Source organism: Bradyrhizobium sp., from assembly GCF_050014615.1.
Lineage (GTDB): Bacteria > Pseudomonadota > Alphaproteobacteria > Rhizobiales > Xanthobacteraceae > Bradyrhizobium.
Genome location: NZ_JBEKCZ010000002.1, coordinates 21163 through 34105 on the forward strand (window position 1 = coordinate 21163; position 12943 = coordinate 34105).

Here is a 12943-nt window from a genome sequence, read left to right on the forward strand (position 1 = left end):
GGCTCGTCTGGCTGTCGTGAAAGATTGGATGTCATGTCGCTCTCGACCGAGCAAATAAACACAAAGCCGGCCAAGTCTCCCGCGCCGCGGGCTGCCTCTCGCGCGCTGGGCCTGGCATCGTCGATCTTTTCATCTGTCAGTCGTGCCAGTCTGCGGCAGGGCCTTCTGGCGGTTATTCTGCCGGTGGTGGTGATTGTTGTCTGGCAGATGGCGGGGACCAACGGTTCGTTGTTCGGCGGTGTGCTGCCGACCCCGGACCGCGCCTGGCAGGCCTGGAAAGTCTGGGCTTTCGGCTCCCCTGGCCTCAGCCTCAACCCCTACAGCGGAACATGGTTTGCCAATCTGATCTTTTCGGCGGAACGCGTCGGGAAGGGGTTTGTGGCTGCCATCATCGTCGCGGTGCCGGTCGGTCTTGCGATTGGATGGAATAGAATTGCTTCGGGCATGCTCGATCCCACGGTTCAGCTGCTCAGACCGATCCCGATCACCGCATGGCTTCCGTTCTCGATCGCGGTGTTCGGTATTCGGGATCTTGGCGCGGTATTCCTGATTGCGCTTGGTGCGTTTTATCCGATCGTGGTCAACACGGCGCAGGGTGCGCGCGATGTCGAACGTAATCTCATTCGCGCGGCCTTGATGATGGGGGCCGGAAGATGGACGGTGCTGAGGCGGGTTGTACTCCCGGCATCGCTGCCGTCGATTTTCACGGGGCTGCGGATCGGTCTCGGCATCGCCTGGACGGCCGTGATTGTCGCGGAAATGGTCGCGGTAAAATCCGGCCTCGGATATGTCCTTTGGGATGCCTATTACGTCGGGCGGATGGACGTCGTCATCGCCGATATGGTGTCCATCGGGCTGCTGGGCCTGATCAGCGACCGTGTCATCTTGCTGATCGAGAGCTGGGCACTGACATGGCGCCGGCTGCAATCATTCCAGTCATGAAATAAGGGCCATGGGCACGATCACCTTTGAAAATGTATCGAAGACGTTTGTGGGCCAGAAGAAAGTTCGGGCGCTGGACGGTATCAGCCTGACCATCAACGAAGGCGAATTTGTCGCGCTGCTTGGTCCGTCGGGTTGCGGAAAATCGACGTTGTTGAATCTGCTCGCCGGTTTCGAGAAGACAACGGAAGGTAACTTGCTGTTCGACGGCCAAACCGTGACGCGCCCCGGTCCGGACCGTGGTGTGGTGTTTCAGGAGGCTGCGCTCTTCCCATGGCTCAACGTTTGGGAAAATGTTGTGTTCGGTCCACAAGTCCAGGGCGTCGCCCGTTCCGATTATGAATCGAGGGCGCACGGCTTGTTGAAGCTGGTCGGACTGGAGGCGTTTGCGGACGTATTGCCGGTGCAGCTGTCGGGGGGCATGCGCCAGCGCGTCGGCATCGCGCGGGTGTTGGCGATGAGTCCGCGTGCGCTGTTGATGGACGAGCCGTTTGGCGCCCTTGATGCGCAGACGCGGCTCGCCATGCAGCAATTGCTGCTCGATGTGTGGCAGTCGCTCGGCACCACGGTCTTGTTCGTTACCCACGACATCGATGAAGCGATCCTGCTGTCGGATCGCATCTGTGTGATGTCGGCCCGTCCCGGCCGGATCATGCGGACCATTCCCATCACGCTGGCGCGCCCGCGCTCCATTGCAAGCCTTACCAGCCCGGAATTCATGGCCTACAAGGCCGCAATTATGTCCGATATGAAGATCGATAACCTCCACTAGACGTGAAATGGCAATGGCAAATCCGCGGATTCCCTTTGTGCTTTCGTCAGACCGTGAAGCTCTACCGGCCTTGGACGGAAAGCGCATCCTCGTCCATCTGGTCGTTAACGTGGAGAACTGGCAATTTGATCAGCCGATGCCGCGTACGATCGTGACGCCGCCGCACGGGCGCGAGACGGTACCCGATGTGCCGAATTTCTCCTGGGCAGATTACGGAATGCGCGCGGGACTGCCGCGCATTCTGCGCGCCTTTTCCTCGCGCGGTCTGCCGGCGTCGACCAGCTTCAATGCGGGGGTGATCGATGCATACCCGCAAGCCGCCATAGCGATGCGCGATGCCGGCTGGGAGTTCATCGGCCACGGCATGCATCAGAAAGCCATCAATCACGTCGAGGGCGGTGAAGAGGCCGTCATCCGTGCCAGTCTTGACAAGGTCGCGGACTTTACAGGACGGCGTCCGCGCGGCTGGTTGTCGCCGGGGCTGCGTGAGACCGTCGACACGGCCGATATCCTCAAGCGTAACGGGGTCGATTACGTCTGTGACTGGGTGGTGGATGATCGGCCCTCATGGATGAAGACGACGGCCGGACCGATGATCGCAATGCCTTACAATCTCGAGATCAACGACTCGATCATCTATGCGATCGAGCGGCACGCCACGGGCGAGATGGCCAACCGGCTGGAGTTTACCCTCCGCCGGTTTGAGCAGGAATGTCGCCATAGCGCGATTGTTCTGGCGATTGGCCTGCATCCGCATCTGATATCGGTGCCGCATCGCATCCATGAACTGGAGCGCATGCTCGACTTGCTGACGGCGTCGTCCGATGTCGGGTTCTTTACCGGCAGCCAGCTGGCAGACTGGTACACGGCAGTCATGCCGCCGCCGGTTATGGGTTGACGTGAAGTTTGGCTGCAGAATTTGATGGTGTGAAGCGAACCGCGGGAGCTACGGATCAATCGATCCGGCGAGATGGTCTTCAATCCGCTCGCAAATGATGGCGCCGCAGTTTCTCGCGCTGAATGCAACGCGCCGCGCGGTCCGCGATCCTCTTGTTGGAAATGCCGTAATCGACGACATGAACGGTAAATCGGCCACTCAGATCGCCAAGAATGGCAACGCCGGCCACCGTCTCGCATCCGGGCCAGAGACGAAGCTGCTGGAGGCAATCCCGGGTCAGATCTGCCCGGCTGATTTCGACGGTGTGTTTGAGAAATCCCATGGGCGCAAATCCAAATGCCGGATAGTTGCACCGGGCCCGGATGCTTGTCCTCACGATAATACTTGTGAGGTAATCGCGTTTCCCGATAACCGGTGCCAAAGAGCCTGCGGCGACGTTGAGGGGCGCCGGCCGGTATCACCCAACGGCTGAGCCGGCGATCCCCCGAACCGGCCGGCGCGGCTGACCTGTGGGCCCGTTTATGTGGGCTCTGGGCCGAGTTCGGGTCCTGCTGGAATTGGCATGTCCACCGGTTGGGCTATGGCGGAAATGACCCGAAAATGCCGATAACGGCGTTTTCGACCCATAGCGGACTCCGTCTCGTTAACGGTTTTGGCCGCGGCCATATTTGAGGCCTTGACGGTCGAGGACCTCATCGTATGAGATGAGGCCATGATCCAGGGCCGATCAATTGTGCTTCTTCTCGCGATGGCCACACCGGCGTCGGCGGAAACAATGAGTTTTGAAAGCGCGGCGTCAATATTGGGCGCAAGCTGTGGCCAGGATATCGACGCGAATTGTCTCGGCGTCAATCTCGACCCCGTTCGCCTTAAGGAGTGCCTCGCTCGAAATCAGGACGTGGTGTCGCCTCAGTGCAAGGCTGACTATGTCAAAGCCTTCGATGCGATCCAGAAACGCGTGGCCGCGCGGGCGGCCGTCTCCAAGATGTGCGAGCGCGACAAACAAAAACTGTGTGGCGACGCGCAAAACGGAACGGGCCCCGTTGTCGAATGCCTGTTGACGAAGTCGCGGGGGGTAAGCGTAAAATGCACCCAGGCCATTCGCGAGGCGGGGTATCGCTGATGCGAGTGGGGATGAAAGGTCTGCGCGGCTTCGGTCTCTTGACGGGTTCCGTCATCATGTTCGCGGTGCTTGCCACTTCGGCATACCCTGAGGACGCGATCACGACGGAAACCATGGTCAGCCAGCTTACTGGTCTGGAAGCCAGTCCGGACATGGATGTCGTCGCGTTGCGCCAGCGTGTCCTCGATCGAGTCAAGTCGAAAACGGACGGGCCCTCGTTAAAACGGCCGCCGGTCGCCGCCGAGTTGCTGGGGTTGCCGCACTTCAACGTGGAAGTTAAATTCAATCCCGACTCTCCGATCATCAGACCTGAATCCTATCAAACGCTCGGGCGTATCGCCGATGCCCTCTACGATCCGACAATGTCGTCCTATGGGTTCTTGATCGTTGGTCATACCGAGTCGACCGGCAAGCGCGAGTACAATCTGACTTTAAGTCAAAGGCGAGCCGACTCGATCCGTGATGTGCTTGTGACGACCTTCAAGATATCGGCAAAACGCATTCAGGCGGTTGGTCTGGGCGAAGAGCAATTGCTGGATGCGACCCACCCGACGGCAGCGATCAACCAGCAGGTCCAGGTGATGACCGTTCGCAAAGCGCTTTAGAGCATGATCCGGAAAAGTGGGAACCGGTTTTCCGAAAGATCATGCTCAAACAAAAAGATCGGCGACGAGCATGATTCAACCCAGTTGAATCATGCTCTAGCGGCGCTCCGGGCTAAATTCAAAACTCTGTTGCAATTCCAGGAACAAGATCAGCGAATGGGTGACTTCATGACAAAAATTGCCTTAGCAAGCATAGTATGCGCCATGGTCCTGATGGGCTCTGCCTCCGCCGGCGACATGGTCCGCGTCGAGCCTGCCTCTTCGGGACGCCCATACGATTACGTCGTGCATGTCCAGAACACCTTCGGCATCGGTTATAATCCGCTGGTGAGACAGGACCGCGACCGTATGGCGTTGCGGGCATTGGGGGGACAGTGTCGGGCAGCCCGAATTGTCGGAGAAGACAAAATAACCACCGAGATTTGGGGGATAACGAGCAGTTTGCCCGACTACGTCGTCATGGTGAAGTGCGCGTAACGATTAGTTGCGGGCCGGAAAAGCGGGCAGTTTACGGGCGCACCGCCGGCCACAGCCGCTCGTCTGGCGGGGCAATCTCGGTGACGAGATCCCGGATCAGGATTTTCTTCGGCAACGGCGCCAGGGCCGTCACGCCCTCCTTCAGCCGGACCGTACAGGCGTAATCGACCTTGCCGTCGATCAGCATCATGCACTCCTTGCAGGCGTTGGCGTTGATACAGGAGAACCGAAACGCCAGCGACGGATCGGCCTCGCGCCGAAGCGCGCGCAAGCCGTCGAGCACGGACTGGCCATGTTCGAACGCGACCTCGAAGCTTTCGATGTGTTGGGGCTCGCCGAGCGCGCCACGTTGGATGGCGAGTGTTGCCTTCACGCCGCAGCCCTCCCGGTCGATGGTGCGCAGCGGCTGAGCTGGAGCTTGCCGTGCGAAAGAGCTACGAGCTGATTGATGCACCAGTTGTCATCGAGACCGGGATGATCTTCCCGCTGATGCGCACCGCGGCTCTCGGTGCGGGCGAGCGCCGGCAAAGTGATGGATTGCGCCACCAGCAGCATGTTGCGCAGGTCCAGCCAGTCGACCAGAACGGGATCGAACGCCGCCGCGGACGAAAACGGCACTTCGCCGATTTCGGTCTTCAATCGCGCGATGGCCTCGAGGGCGAGGCGCAGCTTCGCTTCGGTGCGGAACGGTCCGACCATATCGGCCATCAGTGCCTTCAACTCCGCAACGACTGCCGCGAGATTAGGGGCGTCGCGCCGTTGCGCGCTACGCAGCAGATCGAGCGCGGGAGCAGCGGCCTGTGGCCGCCACAGCATTGAGCTTTGCAGCGCGTGCTGCGCCGCATTGCGACCGGCGCGGGCGCCGAACACAAAGGCCTCGGTGATCGCGTTGCCCGAGAGGCGGTTGGCGCCGTTGGCGCCGCCGACCGCTTCGCCGCACGCGTAGAGACCGGGCACGCGCGCTTGCAGTGCCTCGTCGACTCGCACGCCGCCCATGTGGTAATGCGCGATCGGCGCGACCTCCACCGGGTGTTTGGCGAGATCGATGCCGTTGGCGGCCAACCGGTCCACCACCGGCCCGAAGGCGCTGCGGATCTCCGCCTCCGGAAGATGCTGGAAGCTCAGATAGGCGCCGCCGGCGGGGCTGCCGCGGCCGGCTTCGACCTCCTTGGTGATGGCGTAGGTCGCAAGATCCCGTGTCAGCACGTAACGTCCGTCACTGCGGTTGTCGCGCGTCGCATAATCCTGCTCGAATTCACGCATGTCGGCATTGAGCAGCTTGCCGCCCAGCTTGTAGCGGAACGGATCCCACATGATCGGGTCCATGCCGACCAGCCTCGGCGCCAGATGTCCGATGGGAAAGAACTGCACGAACTCCATGTCGATGAGTTCGGCGCCGGCGCGCAGCGCCAGCGCATAGCCGTCGCCGCCCATATTGGAAGACGCGCTGTTACGGCGATACAGCCCAGTCAATCCGCCGGTGGCGATCACCACGGCCCTAGCGGCGAGCGTGACGGCCTGTCCGGTCGGCAGATGAAGCGCGGTCGCGCCACAGGTTTCGCCGTCCCGAACCGCGATATCCACGATTACAAGCTCGCCGATGCGGCGGACGCCGTTCGCGGCGTTCAGCTGCGAACGCAGCGTGCGCGACACCGCGGGGCCGGTGGACAGAAAATCGACATAGGCGCAACGGGGGCGATCGTGGCCGGGCGCTTGCGCCTGCTTGATGTGGCCATCCTCGCGCGCCCAGCCGACCTTCCAGCCGTCCATCTCGCGCAGCCGCCGCGGTCCATCTTCGCACAGCAGCGCGGCGAGACGTTCATCGCAAAGTCCGCGTCCGGCCGCGAGCGTATCGGACAGATGATATTCCCAATGATCCGGCGTCTGCTCGCCCAGCGCCGCGGCGACCGTCATTTGGGCCATCACCGTGGCGCCGCCACGCCCGATCAGGCTGCGGTCCGCCAGAACAACCGCCGCTCCGGCACTGGCGGCTTCAAGCGCCGCATACATGCCGGCGCCGCCGGCTCCGATCACGAGGACGTCGGTCTCGATGTGCGTCGGCACCGCGGCGGCCTCATTGTTTTCAGCAGTCGTCATCGCCGTTCCGGCTTCTCGTTGGTTTTGGCGATCATGTGTCGCTCATGTTGGCCGCAACACAGTATCAGGCGGGATCGAAATAGTGGATCTCCATCAGGAGACAGCCGTTTTCCGATTTGAACGGACCGTGAAACGCGCCGGGTGGGCGGCAAGCATAGGTGTTCGGCTTGAAAGCCTCGCCGCCCTTGCCCTCCTTGTCGTTGCCGACGGTCAGGTCGCCTGCGAACAGGAACACTTCTTCCCAGTATTCGTGCACGAACGGCGTGGTGGTGTAGACCCCGGGCGCGAATCGGAGCAGGCGGGTTCGGCTGCCACGCTTGTTCACCTCATCGAGAGCGCCGGACAGGATCTTTTGCTGAATGCCGGCCGGATAGCCTGCCGGGGTCTCCCAGCCGCTGGCCATGTCGAGCGTGTGAAATTCATCGTGGGCTTTGTTGATTGACATTGCAAACTCCTGACTTGGTCAAGCGACGGCGCGGCTGGGCGGATTGGTGTGCGAAGCAAGCTCATCCGAAAGGTCATAGCTGGAGAGCATCCGGTCAAGCAACGCCGCCGCGGCCTTCCAGTCGTAGGTACGAAATGCGTGGCCCTTGGTGACAAACGTGGCGCCTGCATAGAACATTTCGTACTGGGAATGACGTGAAGCGAATTCAGAACCGACCGCATCCCACGCCAGTTTGTAGAATTTGACCCGATCGACCGCGCTGGCGGCCGGGGATTGCTGGGTTTTTCCGATCAGGCCCGCGATTTCCGGATTGCCGAAGTCTTTCACCGATGACGGCAGCATGATCATTCCGCCTCCCGCCAGCTCGCGCAACGTATTGATGACTTTCGCGTAGAGCTGCTGCGTCAGCGTCTGCGCCGCGTACAGCATTTGCCGGTCGGGGACGAAATAGCGGCCACGAAGCTGCCCTTTGGTCTCCATCGCGACCACAAAGGCGTCGACCATGCTGGCCTCGGCGGAAAGCTGGCCGAGCATTTCACGCACCTGCGGGAATCCGATGATCCCGTTGATTTCAGCGGTGCGGTGGGCGATTCCGAGCAGGAAACGCAGCTTCACGGCCAGACGGATCTGCGCCTGGTAGTTCTGATAGACATGGGCCGGCGTCGCATGAAACTGCTTCTGGCACATCTCGATATTGTCGGCGATGAAGACGCGATCCCAGGGCACCTTGACGTCATCGAAATAGAGCACGGCATCGTTTTCATCGAAGCGGCTTGCCAGCGGATTATCGAATACCGACGGCGCAGCCGCCTCATATGATTTTCTCGAAAGGATTTTCAGCCCCTTGATGTTCATCGGAACCGCAAAGGAGAGAGCGTATTTTTCGTCGCCGGGCTGCAGCGGCTGGATGCAGGTCACGAAGACCTCGTTGGCCATGATACCGCCGGTTGCCAGCATCTTGGCGCCCCGCACCGTGATACCAGCCGCGTCGCGGTCGACCACGGCAGCGGTAAGATAGGGATCGGCCTGCTGGGCGGCGCTTTTGGATCGGTCGGCCTGGGGATTGATAATCACATAGGTAAGGTAAAGATCGTTGTCGCGCGCATGGCGAAAGTAGTCGGCGAGCGCGGTCGCGCGGGCAGGGTCATAGGCTTCGAAGATGTCGAGCCCCATGAACATCCCGGAAATGCAGGAGGCGACGTGGTCGGGCGCGCGCCCCATGAACCCCGCATGCAGCTCCGTCCAGGCCTCCAGTCCTTGACGTCGCACAACGAGTTCGTCGTAACTGGCGGGCAACTGCCAGATCCTGTTGGCTGTTGTCGCGGTCTCGGTTTCGAATGTCATCAGCTCGCGATTTTCAGGCGCGCTCTGGAAATCGAACATGCGGCCAATCGAGGCGACCGCGCCGCGAAAGGCCGGATGAACCGTCACGTCCGCAACGCGCTCGCCGTCGAGATAGATCTCGCGGCCGTCGCGCAGGCTCGCGATGTGCTGTTCGCCGGTCTTGATCATGGTTGGCCTCGATCGTCCGCGTTCACTGCGGGCCACTTGGTTTTTCGCCAATATAGCTTTATAACAAAGCTATATTGATTTGTGCGCTTGTTGCTGTCAAGGGTATCCATCCGCCGTGCAGGGCCCGACGCAACTTGTTCTCCGGCTGATCGCTCGCTACAAAACGGCAAACGCCGAGCAGGATTCGGCGAGGCAGGAATCGAATGGCTGAGAAAACCAGATCGCGATCGATCGCGCCCCAACCCACGGTTTCCCGGCCCGAATTGCTGGTCGGAAATTCCGACCATGCCTTCCGCCAATTCGTCCATGACACGCTGGCTTTTTCGGCGCGGCTGCAGCAGGTGCGCAGCCATCTCGGGCAGGTGATCGGTCTTTCCGGCACCCAATATACGGTCCTGATCGCCATTGCTCATCTGCGCGGAGAAGACGAAAAGGTCGGTGTCAATCTGGTCGCGGATCACCTGCATTTCAGCGGCGCCTTCATTACGATTGAAATCAACAAGCTGGTCGCGGCGGGGCTGGTCGAAAAGGAAACCGATTCGGTGGATCGCCGGCGCGTCGTGCTCAGCATTACGCCGAAGGCACGGGCACTTCTCAACCAACTGGCGCCCGTGCAGCGGCCGGCCAATGATTTGCTGTTCAGCTGCCTTTCCGCAAAGGACTTCGAGCGGCTGCGCAAGATCATGTCCCGCATGGTCGGGACGGCAGACCAGGCGGTCAACCTGCTGGAATATACCACGCCGATCGCGGCGGCGCGTTCGGCCAAATAGCTCCATTTCCGCTGTTGGCTAGCTCGCATGATGTTGCGGCCTCGCGCTGGCACCGAGGAAGGCTTCGGACACCGCGGCGTTTCCCGCCAGTTCGCTCGCCGTCCCCGATATCACCATGTGCCCGGTCTCCAGCACATAGGCGCGGTCGGCGAATTTAAGGGTCTGTCGTGCCTTCTGTTCCACCAGCATGATGGTCAGGCCTTCCGATCGAAGATCGCCAATCATGCCGAAAACATAGTCGGTCATTTTCGGCGCCAGGCCGAGCGATGGCTCGTCGAGCAGGAGCAGGCGAGGCCTGGACAGGCACGCCCGCGCGATCGCCAGCAATTGCTGCTCGCCACCGCTGAGAAGGCTTGCCAGCCGGCTGCGTCGCGCTTCGAGTATCGGAAAGCGTTCGAACATCCGGCCGACGTCCGCCATCGCCGCACGCCGGTCCCGCCGGCAATAGATCCCCATCAGCAGATTTTCTTCGACCGTCATGCGGGCCAGGATGCCGCGGCCTTCGGGCACCAGCGAAATACCGACGCGCAAATTGTGCTCGGCGGAATTGGGTTTCAACATCTGGCCCCTGAAATGGATTTCGCCACGAAACGGCAGCAGCCCTGCGATGGCGCGCGCAATCGTCGTCTTGCCCGCACCGTTGGCGCCGAGCAGCGCCACGATTTCTCCCTCCCGGATGTCCAGATCGATCTCCCGCACCGCGGTCACGGCGCCATACTGGACCCGAAGGCCTCGGATCGAGAGCATCAGGCTTCCTTTCCGAGGTAGGCATCCATCACGATCGGATCGGCCTGGATCTCGCCCGGAAGCCCCTTTGCAATCAGAACGCCGAAATCCAGCACGTAAAGGTAATCGCAAAGGTTCATCACAAAACTCATGTCGTGTTCGATCAGCAGGATGGTCAGGCCACCGTCGCGCAGACGCAGCATCAAGCGGCGGATGTCCTCCGCCTCATCGTGGTTCATCCCCGCCACCGGCTCGTCGAGCAGCAGCATCCTCGGGCTCGCTGTGAGCGCGCGCGCCATTTCGACTTTTCGCTGCGTCCCGTATGAAAGCGAGCGGGCACGCTGATGGCGCACCTCCTGGAGGCCGAAGAATTCGAGCACCTGCTCGGCCCGCGCGATGGCGGCTCGGTCCGCCCAGTTGATCGGAAGGGCCCTGCGCCACAGAGCGCCCTGACCAGGCTGGGCCACCAGCAAATGTTCCCAGACCGTCATGCTGGAAAAAAGCCGGATGTTCTGGAATGTGCGCACCGCTCCGGCCCGCGCGATCCGGTATGGCCGCCACTGTGTGATCGGCTGCTGGTCGAGAAATACGTCGCCGCTGCTGGCGCGGTAGGCGCCGGTGATGACGTTGAAGAGCGTGGTCTTGCCGGCGCCGTTCGGCCCGATCACGCCAACGATCTGCCCTTGCCGCACCTCGCAGGACAACCCTGAAAGAGCCTTGATTCCACCAAAGGATTTGGTGACATCGCTCAATTGGAGGAGCGGCTTGCTCATGCCGCCTGCTTGTACGGTACGAGCCGGCGCAGCAGCGCGCGGTCGAGGATTCCCTGACGCCTGATCAGCAGCACGATGATGAGAAGGGCCCCGAATGCCGCGGGCCGCCAGTCATCGAGGGCGCGCAATTGTTCAGGAAGCAGCACCAGCAGTGCCGCCCCAACCAGCGATCCGGCGCCGATGGTCGATCCGCCCAGAATGACCGCGAGCACGAAATCGATGGAGCGCTCGAATCCGAAATTGCCGGGTTCGATATAGACATGATGATGCGCGAAAAGTCCGCCGGACACCGCGGCAACCGCGGCACTCATTCCGAACGCGCCGATCTTGGTCATGGTGGTGTTGAGACCGATCAGGTTGGCAGCCGTCTCGTCGTCGGCGACCGCGCGCATCTCGAGCCAAATTCGGGACGATTCCATCAACCAGACCAGAAGCAGAATGAGGCCGACCCAGATCCAGACGTAGCTGACTGATATATGAGCCATGCCGTGAAAGCCGCCCGCGCCGCCCGTGATATCAAGGTTGAGAAACAGGCTGCGGACCATCTCGCCAAACCCGAGCGTCGCCATGGCGAGAAAGATTCCCTTGAGGCGCAAGGCGGGAAACCCGATCACGACGCCGATCATCCCGGACAATATCGCGGCGATCAAAAGCGCCGGTGTCAGCGGCACGCCTGCTATGACGGTCAGGTAAGAGCTCAGATAGGCCCCGATCGCCATGAAGCCGGCATTGCCCAGCGACAGCTGGCCGGTGGCCAGGATGATGTAGACGCTCAATGCGCCGAGCGTGAGAATGCCAACATCTGCGAGCAGACCAGCGGTATAGGTCGACATCACACGCGCTGCCCTTGGTCTGCGCCACTGCCGCCGAGCAGTCCCTGCGGGCGAAACAGCAAAATCGCGATCATGAAGCCGTAGACCACGAAATCCCTGATCTGGGAGCCGCCATAGGCGACGGTGAGCACTTCCGCAATGCCGATCAGCGGGCCCGCAAGCAGGGCGCCCCAGATCTGGCTGGTTCCGCCGATCACCATCACGGCGATCGCCTTCAGTCCGATCTCGACGCCGACATAGGGCGTGATGGCGGCGTAGTGGATCGCGATCAGAACCCCGGCCGCCCCCGCCAGGGCGCCTGACATCATGAACGCGGTCAGCGTGATCCGGCTGCCGGAGACGCCGAGCAGGCGCGCGACGTCGCGATTTTCGGCGACGGCGCGCAGCGCCCGGCCGATGGAAGTCCGCTGCACGATGTAAGCCATGATCGCGACCAACGCCACGGTCACGCCGATGACGATCAACTGCAGTTCGCCGATGCTGACGGATCCAAGCGTGATGCGGCCGCCGAGGTATTCGTCCGGCAATTGCAGGGGATCCGAGCCCCAGACGTTGGTCGCGATATTCTGAAGAATGATCGAAAATCCGAGCGTGCTCAGCATCGGCGTGACCAGAGGTGCATCGCGCAGCGGCTCATAGCCGATCTTCTCGATCACCGCCGATATGGCCGCGGCCCCCGCCATTCCGGCGGCAACCGCGACCGGCAACGACAGATTCGCTGTGATGACAGCGAATCCCAGATATCCGCCGATCATGAACAACTCGGCGATTGCGAGGTTCAGGATGCCCAATATGCCCATCACGATGGAAAACGACAGCGCGAGCAGGGTGTAGACTGCTCCCAGGGTCACGCCGTTGACAAGTTGCTGCAGAAGCATGAAGGAACCGCGCTCGCTGGGCCCGTTGATGTAAGCTCAACCAATTCCCTGATGCTGCTCAGACCTCGATGCCGTCTAACCGTCGACACCGG

16 protein-coding genes are annotated in these 12943 nt (G+C 61.3%); 7 read left to right on the forward strand and 9 right to left on the reverse strand.

The features are described 5' to 3' along the window. The first annotated feature begins 33 nt into the window (after positions 1–33). The 3 genes from ABR948_RS00565 to ABR948_RS00575 are packed head-to-tail and all read left to right on the forward strand — an operon-like array spanning position 34 to position 2612. Entirely contained in the window at positions 34–942 is a 909-nt protein-coding gene (locus ABR948_RS00565; protein WP_428113187.1) for an ABC transporter permease, read from the forward strand. A gap of 10 nt (positions 943–952) precedes the next feature. After that, positions 953–1714, forward strand: coding sequence for an ABC transporter ATP-binding protein (locus ABR948_RS00570; RefSeq protein WP_428113190.1), 762 nt, complete (start codon positions 953–955; stop codon positions 1712–1714). Positions 1715–1727: 13 nt separating this feature from the next. Beyond that, positions 1728–2612, forward strand: coding sequence for a polysaccharide deacetylase family protein (locus ABR948_RS00575; protein WP_428113192.1), 885 nt, complete (start codon positions 1728–1730; stop codon positions 2610–2612). A 79-nt stretch (positions 2613–2691) separates the two neighbouring features. Here ABR948_RS00575 and ABR948_RS00580 read toward each other — a convergent pair whose 3' ends face one another. Next, entirely contained in the window at positions 2692–2934 is a 243-nt protein-coding gene (locus tag ABR948_RS00580) for a hypothetical protein (protein ID WP_428113194.1), read from the reverse strand. A gap of 390 nt (positions 2935–3324) precedes the next feature. Between ABR948_RS00580 and ABR948_RS00585 the strand changes: the two genes are divergently transcribed. From ABR948_RS00585 to ABR948_RS00595, 3 genes are read left to right on the forward strand one after another with little or no spacing between them, the layout of a single operon-like run. Further along, entirely contained in the window at positions 3325–3735 is a 411-nt protein-coding gene (locus ABR948_RS00585; protein ID WP_428113196.1) for a hypothetical protein, read from the forward strand. A gap of 11 nt (positions 3736–3746) precedes the next feature. Beyond that, a complete protein-coding gene (locus ABR948_RS00590) occupies positions 3747–4340 on the forward strand; it encodes an OmpA family protein (RefSeq protein ID WP_428113198.1) in 594 nt (197 codons plus the stop codon). A 3-nt stretch (positions 4341–4343) separates the two neighbouring features. Beyond that, positions 4344–4817, forward strand: a complete 474-nt coding sequence (locus ABR948_RS00595; RefSeq protein ID WP_428113200.1) for a hypothetical protein — start codon at positions 4344–4346, stop codon at positions 4815–4817. A gap of 31 nt (positions 4818–4848) precedes the next feature. On the opposite strand, the gene ABR948_RS00600 is transcribed toward ABR948_RS00595, so the two are convergent. The 4 genes from ABR948_RS00600 to ABR948_RS00615 all read right to left on the reverse strand — a co-directional run bounded on the left by ABR948_RS00600 (position 4849) and on the right by ABR948_RS00615 (position 8871). Next, on the reverse strand, positions 4849–5190 hold the full coding sequence (locus tag ABR948_RS00600; protein ID WP_428113202.1) for a 2Fe-2S iron-sulfur cluster-binding protein: 342 nt from the start codon (positions 5188–5190) through the stop codon (positions 4849–4851). Beyond that, positions 5187–6914, reverse strand: a complete 1728-nt coding sequence (locus tag ABR948_RS00605) for an FAD-binding protein (protein ID WP_428113204.1) — start codon at positions 6912–6914, stop codon at positions 5187–5189. Before ABR948_RS00605 ends, ABR948_RS00600 begins: the two co-directional genes overlap by 4 nt. Before the next feature lie 64 nt (positions 6915–6978). Next, positions 6979–7359, reverse strand: coding sequence for a cupin domain-containing protein (locus tag ABR948_RS00610; RefSeq protein WP_428113207.1), 381 nt, complete (start codon positions 7357–7359; stop codon positions 6979–6981). 18 nt (positions 7360–7377) lie between these two features. Further along, on the reverse strand, positions 7378–8871 hold the full coding sequence (locus tag ABR948_RS00615; RefSeq protein ID WP_428113209.1) for a 4-hydroxyphenylacetate 3-hydroxylase family protein: 1494 nt from the start codon (positions 8869–8871) through the stop codon (positions 7378–7380). Between the two features lie 203 nt (positions 8872–9074). Between ABR948_RS00615 and ABR948_RS00620 the strand changes: the two genes are divergently transcribed. Then, positions 9075–9641, forward strand: a complete 567-nt coding sequence (locus ABR948_RS00620; RefSeq protein WP_428113212.1) for a MarR family winged helix-turn-helix transcriptional regulator — start codon at positions 9075–9077, stop codon at positions 9639–9641. Positions 9642–9659: 18 nt separating this feature from the next. Here the strand turns inward: ABR948_RS00620 and ABR948_RS00625 are convergent, their stop codons facing one another. From ABR948_RS00625 to ABR948_RS00640, 4 genes are read right to left on the reverse strand one after another with little or no spacing between them, the layout of a single operon-like run. Then, on the reverse strand, positions 9660–10388 hold the full coding sequence (locus tag ABR948_RS00625; RefSeq protein WP_428113214.1) for an ABC transporter ATP-binding protein: 729 nt from the start codon (positions 10386–10388) through the stop codon (positions 9660–9662). Further along, entirely contained in the window at positions 10388–11140 is a 753-nt protein-coding gene (locus ABR948_RS00630) for an ABC transporter ATP-binding protein (protein ID WP_428113216.1), read from the reverse strand. The genes ABR948_RS00625 and ABR948_RS00630 overlap by 1 nt, the downstream gene beginning before the upstream one ends. Next, on the reverse strand, positions 11137–11973 hold the full coding sequence (locus tag ABR948_RS00635) for a branched-chain amino acid ABC transporter permease (protein WP_428113217.1): 837 nt from the start codon (positions 11971–11973) through the stop codon (positions 11137–11139). The genes ABR948_RS00630 and ABR948_RS00635 overlap by 4 nt, the downstream gene beginning before the upstream one ends. Next, the gene (locus tag ABR948_RS00640; protein ID WP_428113220.1) at positions 11973–12851 is read right to left on the reverse strand and encodes a branched-chain amino acid ABC transporter permease; all 879 of its coding nucleotides are present in this window, start codon (positions 12849–12851) and stop codon (positions 11973–11975) included. Before ABR948_RS00640 ends, ABR948_RS00635 begins: the two co-directional genes overlap by 1 nt. Positions 12852–12943 lie beyond the last annotated feature (92 nt).